At 56.9% G+C, this 18,293-nt stretch carries 19 protein-coding genes; 8 read left to right on the top strand and 11 right to left on the bottom strand.

The genetic code is table 11. The annotated features are described in order from the left end of the window. Window positions 1-56: 56 nt before the first annotated feature. Window positions 57-2,765: a cation-transporting P-type ATPase gene (locus tag PYW49_RS07880; protein ID WP_320386169.1), complete on the bottom strand. Its 2,709-nt coding sequence runs from the start codon at window positions 2,763-2,765 to the stop codon at window positions 57-59. A 488-nt stretch (window positions 2,766-3,253) separates the two neighbouring features. On the opposite strand from PYW49_RS07880, the gene PYW49_RS07885 reads away from it, so the two are divergent. Beyond that, a complete protein-coding gene (locus PYW49_RS07885) occupies window positions 3,254-3,502 on the top strand; it encodes a DUF1158 domain-containing protein (protein ID WP_013097677.1) in 249 nt (82 codons plus the stop codon). A 53-nt stretch (window positions 3,503-3,555) separates the two neighbouring features. On the opposite strand, the gene PYW49_RS07890 is transcribed toward PYW49_RS07885, so the two are convergent. Both PYW49_RS07890 and PYW49_RS07895 read right to left on the bottom strand, forming a co-directional pair. Then, entirely contained in the window at window positions 3,556-3,897 is a 342-nt protein-coding gene (locus PYW49_RS07890; RefSeq protein ID WP_047347388.1) for a RamA family antibiotic efflux transcriptional regulator, read from the bottom strand. 32 nt (window positions 3,898-3,929) lie between these two features. Continuing rightward, a complete protein-coding gene (locus tag PYW49_RS07895; protein ID WP_320386170.1) occupies window positions 3,930-5,033 on the bottom strand; it encodes an MBL fold metallo-hydrolase in 1,104 nt (367 codons plus the stop codon). 190 nt (window positions 5,034-5,223) lie between these two features. Here PYW49_RS07895 and PYW49_RS07900 point away from each other — a divergent pair, with 190 nt between their 5' ends. From PYW49_RS07900 to nfsB, 3 genes are all read left to right on the top strand, one after another. Then, the gene (locus tag PYW49_RS07900) at window positions 5,224-5,814 is read left to right on the top strand and encodes a TetR/AcrR family transcriptional regulator (RefSeq protein WP_134348539.1); all 591 of its coding nucleotides are present in this window, start codon (window positions 5,224-5,226) and stop codon (window positions 5,812-5,814) included. Further along, entirely contained in the window at window positions 5,804-6,172 is a 369-nt protein-coding gene (locus PYW49_RS07905) for an MmcQ/YjbR family DNA-binding protein (protein ID WP_134348540.1), read from the top strand. The genes PYW49_RS07900 and PYW49_RS07905 overlap by 11 nt, the downstream gene beginning before the upstream one ends. Window positions 6,173-6,292: 120 nt before the next feature. After that, a complete protein-coding gene (gene nfsB / locus PYW49_RS07910; RefSeq protein WP_320386171.1) occupies window positions 6,293-6,946 on the top strand; it encodes an oxygen-insensitive NAD(P)H nitroreductase in 654 nt (217 codons plus the stop codon). A 36-nt stretch (window positions 6,947-6,982) separates the two neighbouring features. Here nfsB and PYW49_RS07915 read toward each other — a convergent pair whose 3' ends face one another. From PYW49_RS07915 to PYW49_RS07925, 3 genes are all read right to left on the bottom strand, one after another. Beyond that, on the bottom strand, window positions 6,983-7,270 hold the full coding sequence (locus tag PYW49_RS07915) for a helix-turn-helix domain-containing protein (RefSeq protein ID WP_063432519.1): 288 nt from the start codon (window positions 7,268-7,270) through the stop codon (window positions 6,983-6,985). After that, the gene (locus PYW49_RS07920) at window positions 7,251-7,580 is read right to left on the bottom strand and encodes a type II toxin-antitoxin system RelE/ParE family toxin (protein ID WP_320386172.1); all 330 of its coding nucleotides are present in this window, start codon (window positions 7,578-7,580) and stop codon (window positions 7,251-7,253) included. Before PYW49_RS07920 ends, PYW49_RS07915 begins: the two co-directional genes overlap by 20 nt. Window positions 7,581-7,719: 139 nt before the next feature. Beyond that, on the bottom strand, window positions 7,720-8,589 hold the full coding sequence (locus PYW49_RS07925; RefSeq protein WP_320386173.1) for a helix-turn-helix transcriptional regulator: 870 nt from the start codon (window positions 8,587-8,589) through the stop codon (window positions 7,720-7,722). Window positions 8,590-8,696: 107 nt separating this feature from the next. Between PYW49_RS07925 and PYW49_RS07930 the strand changes: the two genes are divergently transcribed. Beyond that, window positions 8,697-10,133: an MFS transporter gene (locus PYW49_RS07930; protein WP_320386174.1), complete on the top strand. Its 1,437-nt coding sequence runs from the start codon at window positions 8,697-8,699 to the stop codon at window positions 10,131-10,133. Window positions 10,134-10,198: 65 nt separating this feature from the next. Next, on the top strand, window positions 10,199-11,443 hold the full coding sequence (locus PYW49_RS07935; protein WP_320386175.1) for a mechanosensitive ion channel family protein: 1,245 nt from the start codon (window positions 10,199-10,201) through the stop codon (window positions 11,441-11,443). Here PYW49_RS07935 and PYW49_RS07940 read toward each other — a convergent pair whose 3' ends face one another. The 4 genes from PYW49_RS07940 to PYW49_RS07955 form a co-directional block, all read right to left on the bottom strand. Further along, complete coding sequence (locus PYW49_RS07940; protein WP_320386176.1) at window positions 11,444-12,415, bottom strand: LacI family DNA-binding transcriptional regulator; 972 nt, start codon at window positions 12,413-12,415, stop codon at window positions 11,444-11,446. Window positions 12,416-12,490: 75 nt separating this feature from the next. Then, window positions 12,491-13,633, bottom strand: coding sequence for a Gfo/Idh/MocA family protein (locus PYW49_RS07945; protein WP_320386177.1), 1,143 nt, complete (start codon window positions 13,631-13,633; stop codon window positions 12,491-12,493). Beyond that, complete coding sequence (locus PYW49_RS07950; RefSeq protein ID WP_320386178.1) at window positions 13,626-14,651, bottom strand: sugar phosphate isomerase/epimerase family protein; 1,026 nt, start codon at window positions 14,649-14,651, stop codon at window positions 13,626-13,628. The genes PYW49_RS07945 and PYW49_RS07950 overlap by 8 nt, the downstream gene beginning before the upstream one ends. 15 nt (window positions 14,652-14,666) lie before the next feature. Continuing rightward, window positions 14,667-15,905, bottom strand: a complete 1,239-nt coding sequence (locus PYW49_RS07955; RefSeq protein ID WP_320386179.1) for an MFS transporter — start codon at window positions 15,903-15,905, stop codon at window positions 14,667-14,669. A gap of 205 nt (window positions 15,906-16,110) precedes the next feature. Between PYW49_RS07955 and PYW49_RS07960 the strand changes: the two genes are divergently transcribed. Together PYW49_RS07960 and PYW49_RS07965 are read left to right on the top strand one after the other, a co-directional pair. Beyond that, window positions 16,111-16,473, top strand: a complete 363-nt coding sequence (locus tag PYW49_RS07960; protein ID WP_320386180.1) for a type II toxin-antitoxin system RelE/ParE family toxin — start codon at window positions 16,111-16,113, stop codon at window positions 16,471-16,473. Beyond that, complete coding sequence (locus PYW49_RS07965; RefSeq protein WP_211446115.1) at window positions 16,461-16,760, top strand: helix-turn-helix domain-containing protein; 300 nt, start codon at window positions 16,461-16,463, stop codon at window positions 16,758-16,760. Before PYW49_RS07960 ends, PYW49_RS07965 begins: the two co-directional genes overlap by 13 nt. A gap of 98 nt (window positions 16,761-16,858) precedes the next feature. Here the strand turns inward: PYW49_RS07965 and pheP are convergent, their stop codons facing one another. Next, a complete protein-coding gene (gene pheP, locus PYW49_RS07970) occupies window positions 16,859-18,247 on the bottom strand; it encodes a phenylalanine transporter (RefSeq protein WP_134348554.1) in 1,389 nt (462 codons plus the stop codon). Window positions 18,248-18,293: the final 46 nt, after the last annotated feature.

Genomic DNA, 18,293 nt, shown 5'->3' on the forward strand with positions numbered 1-18,293 from the left:
GAGGGAGGTCTGAGTTCCTTCTCCCTGCGGGAGAGGGTTAGGGTGAGGGCAAAAAGTTATGCAGCCTTGCGGAACCTGCGGGTCAGTCGCTTCTCGATTTCGACGACGAAGAACATCACGCCCGCCACCGCCAGGGTCACAAACCAGTAGCGCAGCGGCAGCGCTTCGGTACCGAACAGCATCTGCATAAACGGCAGGTAGATAATGGCCGCCTGCAGCAGGAACAGCACGCCCGTGACCAGCCAGATCCCTTTGTTCGCCAGCAGGCCGCGGTTCAGGGAGAACCCTTCGGTGTTGCGGCAGTTAATCATGTACACCCACTGGGCGCAGACCAGCATCTGCAGCAGCACGGTGCGGATGAACTCCGCGCTGTGGCCGCGCGGGGCCAGCCAGGCTTCCAGCGCAAAGGCGGCGATGGCAATCATGGTGCCGACGAAGGCCACGCGCCAGACGGCGTAGGCGTCCATCACGTGCTGCCCGGTCTGGCGCGGCGGACGGCGCATGATGTTGCGCTCGGCGGCTTCAAAGGCCAGGCCGAAGGAGAGCGTGGCGGAGGTCGCCATGTTCATCCACAAAATCAGCACCGGCGTCAGCGGAATGATGTTCCCCGCCAGCAGCGCAATCACAATCAGCAGACCCTGCGCGAGGTTGGTCGGCATGATGAAGAGGATGGTCTTCTTCAGGTTGTCGTAAACGCGACGCCCCTCTTTTACCGCGCTGGCGATGGTGGCGAAGTTATCGTCCGTCAGGACCATGTCCGCCGCCTCTTTGGTCACTTCCGTGCCTTTGATGCCCATCGCGATGCCCACGTCCGCCTGACGCAGCGCCGGCGCATCGTTCACGCCGTCGCCGGTCATGCCGACGATTTCGCCTTTGTCCTGCAGCGCTTTCACCAGGCGCAGCTTATGCTCCGGGCTGGTACGGGCGAAGATGTCATATTTCACCGCCGCGTCCGCCAGCTCGGCGTCGTCCATCTTCTCCAGCTGGTAGCCGGTCACCGCCTGCTCGCTGTTGACGATCCCCAGCATCTGGCCGATGCTCATTGCCGTCTGTGGATGATCGCCGGTGATCATCTTCACTCGGATCCCCGCCTGCTGGCAGGCGTTAATCGCGTCAATCGCTTCCGGACGCGGCGGATCCATCATCCCGGCGATGCCGAGGAAGATCAGGCCGTGGCTCAGATCGTCGTGCGTTAATGTCTGCTCGCCGTTGGCCGGCTTGAACGCCGCCGCGACCATGCGCAGCCCCTGACGCGCATAGCGCTCCATCTCGGTTTCCCAGTACGCACGGTTGAAAGCTTCCGCGCCGTGGCGGGTCTGCTGCTGCGCGCACAGGGCGAAAAGGACGTCCGGCGCGCCGGTGATGAGTATCTGCTCCTCACCGTCAATCCGATAGTGGGTGCTCATGTACTTGTACTGCGAGTCAAACGGGATCTTGTTAACCAGCGTGGTCATGACCGGCTCAAGGTTGGCCTTCGCTGCCAGCACCTTCAGTGCCCCCTCGGTTGGCCCACCGGTGATACCCCACAGACCGCGCTCGTCCTGAATCAGCTGGCTGTCGTTACACAGGTCGATGGTGCGCAGGTACTGCTCCAGCACGGTGCCCGGCTGGATCTGCACCGGCTCGTCGCTGCCCTCCAGGTAAATGTTACCCGCCGGCTCGTAGCTGTTGCCGTCCACGCGGTAGCAGGTGTCGGCGGTGATGATGGCTTTGACCGTCATTTCGTTCATGGTCAAGGTGCCGGTTTTATCCGAGCAGACCACGGTCATCGCGCCAAGGGTTTCAACCGTCGGCAGCTTGCGGATGATAGCCCGCTTGCGCGCCATCGCCTGCACGCCCAGGGAGAGGATGATGGAGATAATGGCCGGCAGCCCTTCCGGTACGGACGCCACTGCCAGGCTAATCAGGGAGAGCAGCAGCTCGCCCATCGGGATCTCGCGGAACACCAGGCTGAAGATAAACAGCGCAGCCATCATGACGAGGATAATGGCGAAGATCGCTTTGCCCAGCTTGTCCATCTGCACCAGCAGCGGCGTGCGGTGCTTTTCAATGCCCGCCATCATCTGGTTAATGTGGCCAAGCTCGGTCTCCTGCCCGGTGGCAATCACCACGCCGACGCCTCCGCCCGCGCTCACGGTGGTTCCGGAGAAGACCAGGTTCGTGCGGTCACCCAGCGGCAATTCTCCGCTCAGCGGGCCGGTGTGTTTATCCACGACGGTGGATTCACCGGTCAGAATAGCCTCTTCCACGCGTAAATTATGCGCCTCGATTAAACGCATATCTGCCGGAATACGATCCCCTGCGCGTAATACAATAATATCGCCCGGGACTATTTCAGTTGTGGGGATAGTTTCGTGACTGCCGTTGCGAATAACGCGCGCATCGCTGGAGAGCATATTGCGAATGCTCTTCAGGGATTTTTCCGCGTTACTTTCCTGAATGTGGCCAATTAAGGCATTAATCACCGCCACGCCCAAAATAACCAGCGTATCAACCCAGTGGCCCATTATTGCCGTTAATACGGCGGCGGCCAGCAGGACATAAATCAGAACATCATTAAAATGGGCTAAAAAACGCAGCCAGGCGGGTTTACCTTTTTTCTCCGGCAGCGCGTTCGGCCCCACTTTTTGCAGACGCGCCTGTGCTTCTGCACGGTCCAGGCCGCTGGCCTGGCTCTGCGTGTGAGCAAGCACCTGCTCTACGGTCTGCTGGTATGCCAACCCGCCGGAAGGCGGCATGTTTGGAGAAATCTTTTTTTCGGTCATCTTATTTTCCTTCAATATCCGGTGAACAGAAGTCTGAATTCCTTTCGGACTTAAATAAATTCATTTTAAAGTCTTGCGGGTAAAATTGATCTACCGCAATATAATGACTTCTCGGTTATTCAAAACTGTTTAAAACTATTTCGATGAGCTGATTTTTACAAAATATGTCTAAACCAACACTAAACGAGGGGAAACCATGATGGGTATTTATCGCGGACGTCGACTGGTGTTATACGTTATCGTGGCCATTGTTATTGCCACGTTAATTGGATATAGCACCTATACGTTTGTAAAATTATTTTCCTGATACAGACGTTTATTTACATTACGCGATAATAATCTTATCGCTTTAGTCGAATTATTATTTTTTCTGTTATTTATTCGCAGAATAGCGCGTTCGTTTATTCAAAAAACGTACGCCGGGTTGATATTGCTTTACGTTCCGGGATGCCGGACAATGACATTTTTAACTGACGATTAACATTACGATGAAACACCCGTTAGAATCGCTGCTCACAGCAGGCGGCATTTTATTGCTGGCGCTGCTTTCGTGCCTGCTGCTTCCTGCACCCTCGCTTGGGCTGGTGCTGGCCCAGAAGCTGGTTCAGACCTTTCATATGGTCGACCTTAACCAGCTCTATACTATTCTGTTTTGCGTGTGGTTTTTACTGCTGGGTGCCATCGAATTCTTTGTGCTGCGTTTCGTCTGGCGTCGCTGGTTTTCACTGGCGTCGTAAGCCAATAAAAAAAGCCGGGTGGCGGCTACGCCTGACCCGGCTTGCGTTTGCGTTCAATGCGTCCGACTGTGGTTCTCTTTGCGGTACGCCCCAGGCGGCTGGTTGAACGTGCGGGTGAAGATGCGGGTAAACGTCTGCTGTGAGTCAAACCCGTAGCGCAGGCAGATCTCATACACGCGCTCGTCCGACTCACGCAGGTCTCGCGCCGCCAGCAGCAGCTTGCGTTCACGGATATAACGCCCCAGACTCTCCCCTTTGTATTGCATAAACAACCGCTGCAGGTGCCATTTTGAGTAACCCGCGTGGCGGGCAATCTCTTCAATCCGTAATGGCTGGTGCAGGTTGTCGTCGATCCATTCGACGATAGTGTCGATGACTTGAGCGGAAATGGTCATACAGCTCTCCCCCTCTGCTTCTCGCTTAAACATTATTCCCACCACGCACGAAATGTTTGTGTGGTGTCACTCACCCGGACGGGCTCGCCCAGCTCCGGCGTCAGCAGCCGATAATTTTTACCCTTGCTGGCGTTGGCCAGCTGGATCAGCGGGTCGTTCCAGGCGTGTTTCGCCAGCACGAAGCGTCCGTTATGCCCGGGCACCACGGCTTTCGCGTTCAGATCCGCCGAAGCCAGCGCCGTTTCCTCCGGCAGCATGTGGATGTACTTCCAGTCCTGGTCGTACTGCCCGTTTTCCATGATGGCCAGGTCAACCCTGCCAAACTGCTCGCCGATGGCTTTAAAATGCGGGCCGTAACCGGAATCACCGCTGTAGTAAACCTTCTGCTCTGGCGTGACGAACATAAAGCTGCCCCACAAGGTCCGATCGCGTTTGATACCGCGCCCCGAGAAGTGACGCGCCGGCAGAACATGCACCGTCAGTTCATCGCTGATGCGCACCGACTGGTTCCAGTCACGCTCGTCGATAATCTCAGGCTTCATTCCCCAGTAGCGCAGGTGGGATCCGACGCCCAGCGGCGTCACCACGCGCTTCACCTTCGGCAGTAGCGCCCTGATAGTGGCGTAATCCAGATGATCGTAATGATCGTGCGAGATAATCAGCAGGTCGATTTCCGGCATGCTTTCAGCGCGCCATGGATACTCGCCGGCAAAGGCTTTATTAAGGAACGAGAACGGCGCGGCATAGTTGCCAAGAACCGGGTCAATCAGGATGCGTTTGCCCGCGAGCTGCAGGTACCACGAGGAGTGACCGAGCCACACCAGGGTATCCTGCTCCAGCGGCAGGCTTGCAAGATCGGTTTTCACCAGCGGCAGCGGCTGGGCCGGGCGGGCGTTTTCGGTTTTTTTGGTGAGAAAATCCCACGTCGCAACCAGCATACTTTTGTCACCGTTATAGCCCGGCGTCGGTAGCGTATTGTGGAATTTTCCCTCGCGATACTGCGGGGAGGCCTCCACTTCAGTGAGCTGCTCACCCTGCGGCGGCTGGCCAAATCCGGCATTCAGAACAAACGGCAAACTCGCAACTGAAGCAATAATCATGATTAACACCACGCAGATGAAGAGAGGTTTTTTCATATCCTGACCCGAAAACGCGCGCCATCCGATAGTTTGCGCGGGGTAAACTTGATTATGAGTGAGTAAGCACTCATTATAGATATGATGATAAAGTCGTCAAGACGTTTTCGATCTTTGACATTCCGCGTTGCAGCGTGTCAAAGCACGTGTTTCAATCGGGGTTTTTATAATTGACAGGAGGAAAAATTTAGTGGCACGTCCGAAGAGTGAAGATAAAAAACAGGCCTTACTGGAAGCCGCAACGGTGGCATTTGCACAGTCAGGTATTGCCGCCTCAACGGCGTTAATCGCCCGAAACGCGGGCGTCGCCGAAGGGACTCTGTTTCGCTACTTTGCTACGAAAGACGATCTGCTGAATGCCCTCTACCTGCACCTGAAGCAGGATCTCTGCCAGGCAATGCTGTCCAACCTGGATCGCAGCCTCACCACACCGAAAGAGCATACGCGAAACATCTGGAACAGCTATGTTGACTGGGGGATCAAAAACCCTCTCTCGCACGCCGCTATTCGCCAGCTTGGCGTCAGCGAGAAGATCAACGCCGAGACCGAACACGCCGTGAAAGAGATGTTCCCCGAGCTGCATGAACTCTGCCGCCGCTCGGTGCGTCAGGTGTTTATGTCAGATGAATTTAAAACGTTCGGCGATGCGCTTTTCTTATCGCTGGCCGAATCTACGATGGAATTTGCCACTCGCGACCCTTCCCGCGCCGTTGATTTTAAAGCGCTCGGTTTTGAGGTGATGTGGCGCGGGCTTGCCCAGGAAGAGAGCGATGGACAATAAGACATTGCAGGAGCACGCAAAACGCGTGGCGCTGGAGCTGCCGTTCACCGAACACTGCTGGCCGTTTGGGCCGGAGTTTGATGTCTTCAAAGTGGGCGGAAAAATTTTCATGATTATGGCGCTCGCGCACGGACGGCCGCACGTCAGCCTGAAGTCAGACCCGGAGAAATCCCTGCTCAATCAGCAGATCTATCGCGGGATAGAGCCGGGTTACCATCTGAGTAAAAAGCACTGGATTTCCCTTTACGGCACTGACGATGTGACCCCGGAACTGGTGACCGACCTCATCAATGATTCCTGGAATCTGGTGGTGGATAAACTGCCCAAAAAAGACCAGAAGTGGATCAGGCCGGTCTGATTGTTCGTCTGAGACGAACAGAGTAAACGCTCGAATTGCACTTATCTTTTTCCGCGTCCCGCTGTAATCTGCTCCCCTTTCGCGCCCGCACGCGGGCGAATTTCATCACCAGGAGTTGTTATGGATATCATTTCTGTCGCCCTGAAACGCCACTCCACCAAGGCGTTCGACCCAGCCAAAAAACTGACCGCTGAAGAAGCGGAAAAAATCAAAACCCTGCTGCAGTACAGCCCGTCCAGCACCAACTCCCAGCCGTGGCACTTTATTGTCGCCAGCACCGAGGAAGGTAAAGCGCGTGTGGCGAAATCCGCCGCGGGCACCTTCGTGTTCAACGAACGCAAAATGCTGGATGCTTCTCACGTGGTGGTGTTCTGCGCGAAAACCGCGTTGGATGACGCCTGGCTGGAACGCGTCGTAGACCAGGAAGAAGCAGATGGTCGTTTCAACACGCCGGAAGCCAAAGCCGCAAACCACAAGGGCCGTACCTACTTTGCCGACATGCACCGTGTGGATCTGAAAGATGACGACCAGTGGATGGCGAAGCAGGTTTACCTGAACGTCGGCAACTTCCTGCTGGGCGTTGGCGCAATGGGTCTGGACGCGGTACCGATTGAAGGTTTCAACGCCGCGATCCTCGACGAAGAGTTTGGCCTGAAAGAGAAAGGCTTTACCAGCCTGGTGGTGGTGCCAGTTGGGCATCACAGCGTGGAAGATTTCAACGCCACGCTGCCGAAATCCCGCCTGCCGCTGAGCACGATTGTGACCGAGTGCTAATCCCTTCTGGCACGCTGGGTTCCGGCGTGCCAGTTTTCAATAAAGCGTAATCTGCGGATGCTTCACCCCACACACCAGCGCATAGCGCGTTAACGTATCAAGGCTCGCCCGGGTAATATTCGCTTCCATTCTGGAAACCGTTGGTGCGCTGACGCCCATTCTTTCTGCAACCTGAGCACGCGTCAGGCCAGCCTGGTTTCGCCATTGCGCCAACATTTCGCGCAAGCGCTCTTTGCGTTCTTCGGCATCAAAAGAAGCCTGAACGTCTGAATCGCTTAACAGCTCCGCTCTTAGTTCATCCCAGTCAATAATCTTTTTGCTCATCCAACATCTCCTGTTGTCGTTTCAATGCCAGACGGAGTTCAGCAGAGGGCATTTTTTGCGTTTTCTTGATAAATACCCGCAGCAGAAAAATTGTCTTTTCCCGCTGATATACGTAGATCCCACGGGTGTGGATCAGCCCGACGGTTCTGATTTCAAACAAACCATAGGGTAAGGGTTTGCTGTCAGGTTCTCTCAGTACTGTCGGGTTAGAGCGTAATTTATCAATCTGGCGAATCAGCTTCGCCTGTACCCCAGCAGGCAGTGAGAGAATCTCTTCCCTGACCGCCTCATGAACAATAAGTCTGAACACGGTTTTTCATCCCTGATGATATTAGCATATAAGGCAATTTGTATTAAAGGCTAATTTAGCCTCTCGTGTCTCACCTTACGCGCTTTAAACAGGCAGAACCGGATCCGCGTTGATTCCCTGAAAGCGTCTCGCAAAAAACTTATTTACCCTGCTCCGCCAGCCATTCCATCGCCCGCTCCCCCGCTTCATCCACCGGTAAATACACCAGCAGCCGCGACCCGTTTCGCGGCGCGGAGTACCAGTACATCTGCTGCAGCGTAAATTCCCCCAGCTCAGGATGGGTAAACAGCTTGAGCTGGTTCTCCACGCCGCGCACGTCGTTGCGCTGGTGCCACAGGGTCTTAAACTCTTCTGACACTGCAAAGAAGCGCGCCAGCTTGGCCTCCCACAGCGGGTCGCCCCGGTGCTCGGCCATCGCCGCCCGGAAATAGGAGACAAATATCGGCAGCACATCGTCGCGTCTGCCGAGACGCGCGCGCCACGCAGGATGCGTGAGGAACAGGTAAATACAGTTGCGGTCTTCTGGTGGAATTTCATTGAAATCCACGCCCATCAGGTGCCCAAAGCTGTCGTTCCACGCCACGATATCGAAGTTTGGTTTCTGAATACTGGCAGGTTTCGGCATCAGCGTATCCAGCAGGCGGCGCGTGCCTTCGCTAATGCCCTCGCAGCAGACCGCCTGCGGCGCTTCACCCGGCGGTAACCCCGCCAGCACAAACAGGTGTCGGGCTTCGGTTGGAGTACACTGCAGCGCTTTTGCGACAGCGGCCATCACCACGCTGGAAGGATTGACGTCCCTGCCCTGCTCCAGCCAGGTGTACCAGGTCACGCCCACATCCGCGAGCATCGCCACCTCTTCCCGGCGCAGGCCCGGCGTGCGGCGGCGGCCGCTGCGCGGTAAACCGAGGCGCTGCGGATCGAGGCTTTCCCGACGGGCACGCAAAAATGCCCCCAGCTGTTTTCGGGTGTCGTCCTTAAGTGAGACGACAGGTTCAGACATCAGCGCCATAAATCCCCCTGCATGGTAGTGCCAGTACCAGTATAAGCAAGAACTGGTACCCGTTTATTAGATGGTTGATGCTACGACCATCTGTTGAATGACGCAATGGAGTTACCATGAATACGTCAGTTGTTTCACCGGGTCGCGCTGGCCTGATATTGCTGTTAACCGGACAGATGCTGCCGATGATTGATACCTCAATCACCAACGTGGCGCTGGACGCTATCACCCATTCACTGCACGCCACCGCCACCGAGCTGGAGCTGATCGTCGCCCTCTACGGCGTGGCCTTCGCCGTCTGCCTCGCCCTCGGCAGCAAGCTGGGGGATAATTTTGGCCGTCGTCGTCTGTTTATGTGGGGCGTGGGGATCTTTGGCCTGACCTCGCTGCTGTGCGGCATGGCGGGGAACATTGAACAACTGCTGGCCGCGCGCATCGTTCAGGGTGCAGGAGCCGCACTGATCATGCCGCAAATTCTTGCCACGCTGCACGTGACGCTGAAAGGTACCGCTCACGCAAAAGCCATCAGCCTGTTTGGCGGCATCGGCGGGATTGCGTTTATCGTCGGCCAGATGGGCGGCGGCTGGCTGGTGTCGGCGGATATCGCCGGGCTGGGCTGGCGTAACGCCTTTTTTATCAACGTACCGATTTGCCTGGTGGTACTGGCGCTGAGCCGCCGTTTCGTACCGGAAACCCGTCGTGAGACGCCGTCTCGCATCGACTGGGCTGGCACCGTGATGCTGGCCATCATGCTTTGCTGCCTGCTGTTCCCGATGGCGCTTGGCCCACAGTGGCACTGGTCCTGGCCGCTGAAGGCGATGCTTCTCGCCCTTATCCCGCTGGCCTGGCTGATGGCGCTGAATGCGCGCAAAAAAGAGCGTGAGAATGCCCACCCGCTGATCCCACCGCGCCTGCTTTCGCTTCGCAGCGTTCGCTTTGGCGTACTGATTGCGATGCTCTTTTTCAGCGTCTGGTCCGGGTTTATGTTTTGCATGGCGCTGACCATGCAAACCGGTCTGGGGATGGCGCCGTGGCAGTCCGGGAACAGCTTTATTGCGCTGGGGGTAACCTACTTTATTTCCGCGTGGTTCGCGCCGCGTCTGATTGCCCGCTACAGCACCAGCACCATTCTGCTGACGGGCCTGGCGATCCAGATTGCCGGCCTGCTGGCGCTGATGGCGACGTTCCGGCTGTGGGGCATGAACAACACCGCGCTGACGCTGGCCCCCGCGACCGGGCTGGTGGGCTACGGGCAGGCGCTGATCGTGAACAGCTTCTATCGCATCGGGATGCGCGATATTCAGCCTGACGACGCAGGGGCCGCGAGCGCTATTTTGAGCACGCTGCAGCAGGCCGCGCTGGGGCTGGGTCCGGCCATCTTTGGCGCAATCTTGCTGCACGCGCTGCAACACCATCACGGGGATTACACCCAGGCGGTTAACACCTTCCTGATGGTGGAAACGGCCATGATGGTGGTGCTGGCGCTGGCGACGCTGCGCATGCGCCATCGCCTGAGCCTGCCGGTAGTGAAGGTCTGTCAGGCCGCCAAATAAGCCCGTGAATTTGCATAATAGATCCGCAGCCGCCATTATGGGGCTGCATCAATACAGGAGACGTTATGCAGGAATTAATTGCTCAGGTTGAAGAGTTAGGGATTGAAATTAATCACACAACCTCTTTAGTGATTATCTTTGGTATTATTTTTCTTACCGCCATCATCGTTCATTTTATTCTGCACAAGCTGGTGCTGCGGGCCTTCGAGAAGCGCGCGCAGGCCAGCAGCCATTTATGGCTGCAGATCATCACGCAGAACAAGTTATTTCATCGGGTGGCCTTTACCCTGCAGGGGATAATCGTTAACGTTCAGGCGGTGCTGTGGCTGCAAAAAGGCAGCGAAGCGGCGGAAATTCTCACCACCTGCGCGAAACTTTGGGTCATGGTATATGCCCTGCTCTCCTTCTTCTCGCTGCTGGACGTGATTTTCAATCTGTCGCAGAAAATGGCCACCGCGTCGCAGCTGCCGCTGAAAGGGATCTTCCAGGGTATCAAGCTGGTGAGCGCCATTCTGGTGGGGATTTTGATTATCTCCCTGCTGATCGGCCAGTCTCCGGCGATTCTGATAAGCGGCCTGGGCGCCATGGCGGCGGTGTTAATGCTGGTCTTTAAAGACCCGATACTGGGGCTAGTCGCCGGTATTCAGCTCTCCGCCAACGATATGCTCAAGCTTGGCGACTGGCTGGAGATGCCAAAATACGGCGCTAACGGCACGGTGACGGACATCGGCCTGACCACCGTTAAGGTGCGCAACTTCGATAATACCATCACCACCATTCCGACGTGGGCGCTGGTCTCTGACGCCTTTATCAACTGGAGCGGCATGTCTGCCTCCGGCGGGCGACGCATTAAGCGCAGCCTGAATATTGATACCACCAGCATTCATTTTCTCGACGAGCAGGAGCAGCAGAAGCTGATTCAGGCGAAGCTGCTGAAGCCCTATCTGGCCGCGAGACATGAAGAAATTAACCTGTGGAATCAGCAGAACGGCGAAGGCGAATCGGTATTAAACCTGCGCAAGATGACCAATATTGGCACCTTCCGCGCCTACCTGAATGAATATCTGCGTAACCATCCGCGTATTCGTAAAGATATGACGCTGATGGTGCGCCAGCTAGCGCCTGACGCGAAGGGTTTACCGATTGAAATATATGCTTTCACCAATACGGTGGTATGGGCGGAATATGAGGAGATTCAGGCCGACATCTTCGACCATATTTTTGCGGTAGTGGATGAATTTGGTCTGCGTATTCACCAGTCGCCGACCGGGAACGATATTCGCTCCCTGGCGGGCGTGATGGCGAAATAATCAGGCACTGGCGCGGGAAATAAAGCGCCAGTCCAGCATCACCCTTTCCGTGGGCGCATCCGGGTTGTCGATTTTGTTCATCAGCAGATCGACCGCCTTGCGCCCGATATCCCGCGACGGCTGCTCAATGGTGGTCAGCGAAATCATGTCCGCCAGCTCGGTGCCGTCAAAACCGACAACTGCGATATCCTCCGGCACGCGCAGCCCCGCCTGCTGAATAGCGCGCAAGGCCCCTGCCGCCAGCGTGTCGGAAACGGCAAATACCGCGTCCGGCGGGTTTTCCTTCAGCAGATTTTGCATGGCGGCCATTCCCGCGCGGGAGCTGAGTTCGCTCGCGTACTCCACCGCCTGATACTCCAGGTCTTTAAGGTGGATCACGCTCTTGTAGCCGCGCTCGCGCAGCCGGGCGTATTTATAGCTGAGATCGTGGTTGATCATGGCGATGCGCTGGCGGCCACCTTCAGCAAGCTGGCTGACGGCATGCTGCGACGCATCGACGTCGTTAATCCCCACGCAGGAAACCGTCCCGGCATCGGCGTATTCGGCGCACTGCACCCAGGGGGCAGAACCTATCAGCGCGGCCAGTTCCGGCAGCTTCGAGAAGGCGTCCATGGTAATAATGCCGTCGACGATTTTGCCCGACAGCAGGCTTAAGCCCGAGCGGGAGCGTTCAATGTCAGAGCCAGAGTTGCACAGCAGAATGCGGTAGCCGTTCTTCTCGGCCTCTTCTTCGATGCCTTTCACCACCTCGGCGCAGAACGGGTTAGCAATGTTCGAGACCATCACCAGGATCATATAGCTGCGGGCCGTGCGCAGCTGGCGCGCCAGCAGATTAGGCTGGTAGTTACTCTCTTTAATCGCCTGCAGGACGCGATCGCGGTTTTTTGCTTTCACGGTATCGCTGTTGTTGAGCACGCGGGAAACCGTCGCCACGGAGACCCCGGCCAGCTGGGCGATTTTCTGAATTGACATAGCGACGACACATCCTGCGGTTAGCGTTTTGTGCAGGCTACCATAAATTCGCTGCCCGGCGAACCGGGCAACGCGTCATTGCGCCACGCGAACCCAGCGCTGTTGCTGATGGCTTTTTACTATTGCATCAATGATATACATCACGTTTTCGCCATCATGGAAGGTGGCAAACGCAGGCCGATCCGGCATTGCGCCCGCCTGCACGGCGCGGTAGAACTGCGCCATCATATTTTTAAAGGCATCCGGCCAGCCTTCAATATGCCCGCCGGGGAAATGGGCGCTGTCGGCCACGTCAGGGTTCATCAGGCTCGGGTCGTCGCTCAGCGTCTGATTCGCCTGCGCGCGATGGCCAATCCACAGCCGCTGCGGGATCTCCTGATCCCACGCCACCGACCGCTCGCTGCCGTTGATCTCAAACGTCAGGCGGTTTTTGCGACCCGCGCTCACCTGCGAGACGCTGAAGCTGCCCTTGCTGCCGTCGTCGAAGCGGAACAGCACCGAGCCGAAGTCTTCGGTGGTGACCGGCTTGTCTTCATACTGCGCGTGCGCATCATGGGTAAAGGTCTGATTGCCCGACATACTGGCTTTGCGCGTCGGCCAGACGATGGCGAGATCGGCCATCACCTCGGTGATGCGTCGCCCGGTGACGAACTGCACCGTATCGCACCAGTGGGAGCCGATGTCCGCCACCGCGCGCGATGCGCCGCCGAGCGCGGCATCCACCCGCCAGTTGTAGTCGGTTTCCAGCAGCATCCAGTCCTGCAGGTAGCTACCGTGCGCGGCAAACAGCCGCCCGATGCTGCCCCCGCGCATCATGCTTGCCGCCTGGCGCACCATCGCGAACTGGCGATAAACAAAGCTGACGCCGTGCACCACGCCCGCCTGCTCGGCCAGCGCCACCAGCTCGCGCGCCTCGTCCGGGGTCATGCACAGCGGCTTCTCGGAAAAGACGTGCTTTCCCGCACGCAGGATCTGGCGGTTAATCTCGGCGTGCAGGTGGTTTGGCGTGCAGTTGTGCACCACGTGCAGATCGGGATGGGCGAGTAACGCCTCCACGCTGCTGTAGGCGTGCGGTATGTTCAGCCGACGCGCTTTTTCCTGCGCCTGCGCCAGCGTGCTGTCGCACAGCGCGACGACCTGGACAAAACCCATGCGCCTGAGCGCCTCGATATGCGCCGGGCCGATAAACCCGCTGCCGATAATCCCGACGTTAATCATGCTTGCCTCCTGCAGCGAAATCGTCAAACGCGCGCCCGGAGACCGGGATAATGTGGCGACGGATAAACGCGCTGCCCTCACTCGCGCCGGTATCACCGTCCTTCAGGCAGCACTCCCACTCCAGTACCGCCCAGCCGTCATAGTCGTACTGGGTCAGCTTGCTGAAGATACCTTTGAAGTCGATTTGCCCGTCGCCCAGCGAGCGGAAGCGACCGGCACGGTTGATCCACGGCTGATAGCCGCCATACACGCCGCTGCGCCCGCTGGCGCGGTATTCGGCATCCTTCACGTGGAATGCTTTGATGCGCGCGTGATAGATGTCGATAAAGGCCAGGTAGTCCATCTGCTGCAGCAGCATATGGCTCGGGTCGTAGAGGATGTTGCAGCGCGGGTGGTTATCCACCAGCGCCAGAAAACGCTCAAAGGTCACCCCATCGTGCAGATCTTCTCCCGGATGCAGCTCAAAACAGACGTCAACGCCCTGTTCATCGAAGGTATCCAGAATCGGCCACCAGCGGGCTGCCAGCTCCCCGAACGCGTCCTGGAAACACTGCTCGTTATGCGGTGGCCACGGGTAGAAAAACGGCCAGGCCAGCGAGCCGGAGAACGTTGCGTGCGCTTTCAGGCCCAATCTGGCGGAGGCAATCGCCGCCTGCTTCAGTTTCTCCGTGGCCCACGCCCGGCGGGCCGCATCGTTACCGCGCACTGACGCGGGCGCGAAATGGTCAAACGCGTCGCTGTAAGCCGGGTTTACCGCCACAAGCTGCCCTTCCAGATGGGTCGACAGCTCGCTGATGACAAGCCCCTGTGCGGCCAGCTTAGCGGTGACTTCATCGCAGTAGGTCTGGCTCTCTACGGCTTTCTCCACATCAAAAATGTGCGGATGGTTGCAGGGGATCTGCACCGCTTTATAGCCTTTACCTGCCGCCCACCCAGCCAGCCCGTCGAGCGAGTTAAACGGTGCCTTTTCGCCAATAAACTGCGACAGAAAAATACCAGGTCCTTTCATCGTCCTCATACCACCTCCTGAACATTACGCCTTGTCATCGTCATACCTGAACGTGAGAAGGAAAATCAGCGCGATCGCCGCGGCGGCCACCGCCGGGATCCACCAGAATGTCACCCACGCCTGCGGCACGGTCTGACCCGCCACCAGGCGGTTGTAGAGCGCACCGGAAATCTGCGAGCCGAGCAGCATCCCGATGCCGTAGGTGAACATCACAATCATGCTCTGCGCCTGGCCTTTTACTTTTTCGCCCGCCACGCGGTCGGTATAGATAAAACCCACCACAAAGAAGAAGTCATAGCACACGCCGTGCAGCAGAATGCCGATATACAGCAGGAATCGCCACTCTTCGCTCACGCCGAGGGCAAACATGGCGTAACGCACGAACCACGCCAGCATGCCGATCAGCAGCATATATTTCACGCCCAGACGGCGGAACAGCAGCGGGATCACCAGCATGAAGACGATCTCCGACATCTGCCCGAAGGACATGGCGGTGCTGACGTCGGCAATCCCGGCATCCGCCAGGTATGAGGCGGTATAGGCGTAGTAGGTGCCCAACGGGACGGATATCAGCATCGCGCAGACGGAGAAGACGAAAAAGTGGCGGGTTTTGAGCAGCGCGAAGGCATCCGCACAGAACAGATCGCGCACCTTAACCGGCAGCCCTTTAGCGGGGGCTGGGGTGTGCGGCAGCGTCAGGCTGTAAAGCGCCAGCAGTACGGAACTGGCCGCCGCCACCTGAAAGATGGTCACGCTGGACGCCACGCCGGTCACGCCGATGAAAATGCCCGCGACGATCCAGCCGATGGTGCCGAACACGCGCACCACCGGGAAGGTTTTATCCACGTTCGCCAGGCTGTGAAACGCGATGTTGTTGGTCAACGCCAGCGTCGGCATGTAGCAGAGCGTGTAGCCAAACAGCAGGCCGATCAGCAGCGCGCCGTTTTCAGCAACGAGCGCGCCCGGCACGAACCACAGAATCGCCGCACCCGCCAGATGCATCACCGCCATCACCTTCTGTGAGGCAAAGAAGCGATCCACCAGCATGCCGAGCACAAACGGCGAGAGAATAGAGGCGATTGGCCCAGCGGAGAACGCATCGCCAATCAGCAAAGACATGTTGTGCTGGGTCATCACCAGGCCAAGCGTAACCGACCAGCTACCCCAGATAAAAAACTGCAAAAACATCATTAACGACAGCCGCGGAACCAGCAGCCGGTGCTGTGCTATCGCCTTTCCACTACTTTCAGTTGTTGACACCATGATGAGCCTCACCCAGAAAAAGTAATCGATTACAAAACAGTTCAAATAAAAAGTAATCGATTACAAATTAAAGATCCTGTGGATCAAAACAGATTTGGGAGGGGAGTCACGATAAAGATCGCTGGATGACAAAACGAGATGTTCTGATTGTCATTATAGCCAATAGGCTATAAATTAAAGCAGCGAGGAAGCTACAGGAGAAACGATGTGGAACGTCGAGACAACGGACAAATTTGACAAATGGTTCTTTGAACAAACAACGGCATTGAAAGAAGATGTGCTGGCGGCGATGCATATCCTTGCCGAGTTTGGCCCAACGCTTGGGCGGCCATTCGTAGACACCGTTAAGGCTTCAGCCTATGCGAACATGAAAGAGTTACGTATTCAGCATGCGGGAAATCCCATCAGAGCCTTTTTTGCTTTTGATCCTGAACGTAAAGCAATTGTGCTCTGTGCTGGAGACAAAACCGGTTGCAATCAAAAACGGTTTTATAAAGAAATGATTACGCTGGCTGATGTTGAGTACAGCAGACATCTGGCGGATAAGGAGGCCATATGGCAACGCTAAAAGAACTCATGGCGCAACAGAGCGCGGAAAGTCAGGAGCGTATTGCGGCTAAAGTTGACGTGATGCGCAGAATTGTTGCCCTGAACCAACTGCGGGAAGAGCTCAAGGTTTCTCAGACAGAACTCGCCGAGGCAATGGGGGTAAAACAACCCACTGTAGCGAAAATCGAACAACCGGGAAACGATCCCCGGCTTTCAACGCTCAAACGCTACGTTAGTGCGCTCGGCGGTGAAATGAGCATTGATGTGACGTTACCGAATGGGAAACGGATAGCGTTTCAGATTTGATACTGCAGGTGGCTGCTTCGCCTGACCGGGCGTGAAGGCGGGTGCGGTCTGGTGCCCTCACCCCGGCCCTCTCCCACAGGGAGAGGGAGAAAACCGTGCTACTTTTTACGCGAGAGCTTAAACGCGATAAACAGAAACACCACCCACACCGGCAGCAGCATCGCCGACAGACGCATGTCATCCATGGTGCACATCAGCACCAGAATCAGCCCCAGGAAAGCGATACAGATATAGTTGCCCGCCGGATAGAGCAGCGCCTTGAACTGCGTTTCGCGTCCCTTGCGGCGCATCGCGGCGCGAAAGCGCAGGTGCGCCAGGCAGATCATTATCCAGTTCAGCAGCAGCGTAGCGACAACCAGCGCCATCAGCAGGCCAAAGGCCTCTTTCGGCAGCAGGTAGTTGATCAGCACTACCAGCGACGTAATGGCACCAGAAAGCAGCAGGGAATTCACCGGCACGCCGCGACGGCTGACGCGGGTGAGGAACTTCGGCGCGTTGCCCTGTACGGAGAGGCCAAACAGCATGCGGCTGTTAGAGTAGACGCCGCTGTTGTAGACCGACAGTGACGCGACCAGGATAACGAAGTTCAGCGCAGAAGCGACCACGTTGCTGTTCAAATCGTGGAAAATCATCACGAACGGGCTGCTGTCGGATTTCACTTCCACCCACGGATAGAGCGCCAGCAGCACCACCAGCGAGCCGATGTAGAACAGCAGAATACGGTACACCACCTGGTTAACCGCTTTTGGAATGCTCTTGTGCGGGTCGCGCGCTTCGGCGGCGGTAATGCCAATCAGCTCCAGCCCACCGAAGGAGAACATGATCACCGCCAGGGAGAGAATGAGCCCTTTCCAGCCGGTGGCGAGGAAACCGCCGTGCTGCCACAGGTTGTCGATCGTGGCGCGCTCGCCGCCGTGGCCGGAGAACAGCAGCCAGAGACCAAAGCCGATCATGCCGATAATCGCCAGCACTTTAATCAGCGCAAACCAGAACTCGGTTTCACCGTACAGGCGCACGTTGACGAGGTTAATGGCGTTAATAATGATGAAGAAGGCCGCCGCCCAGATCCACGTCGGGACATCCGGCAGCCAGTACTGCATATAGATACCTGCGGCGGTCAGCTCCGCCATCCCCACCAGCACGAACATCACCCAGTAGTTCCAACCGGAAAGGAAGCCTGCAAACGGGCCCCAGTATTTATAAGCAAAGTGCGCGAAGGAGCCTGAAACCGGCTCTTCAACAACCATCTCGCCAAGCTGGCGCATGATCAGGAAGGCGATAACCCCGGCGATACCGTAACCCAGCAGAACCGCCGGGCCAGCCATCTGAATAGCGGGGCCAATGCCGAGAAAAAGCCCGGTACCGATCGCGCCGCCAAGGGCAATTAACTGAATATGTCGATTTTGCAAACCACGTTGCAGCGTCGGATTCTGATCCGACGAGGCTTCAGCGCTACCATGGCCTGAAGCGGATGACGCGTCTTTCACGTCCTACCCCTGTCTCTTTTTTAGAAGGGGCACGTTTTAACACTTC

Origin of the sequence: Enterobacter chinensis, from assembly GCF_034008295.1 — a bacterium.
Lineage (GTDB): Bacteria > Pseudomonadota > Gammaproteobacteria > Enterobacterales > Enterobacteriaceae > Enterobacter > Enterobacter chinensis.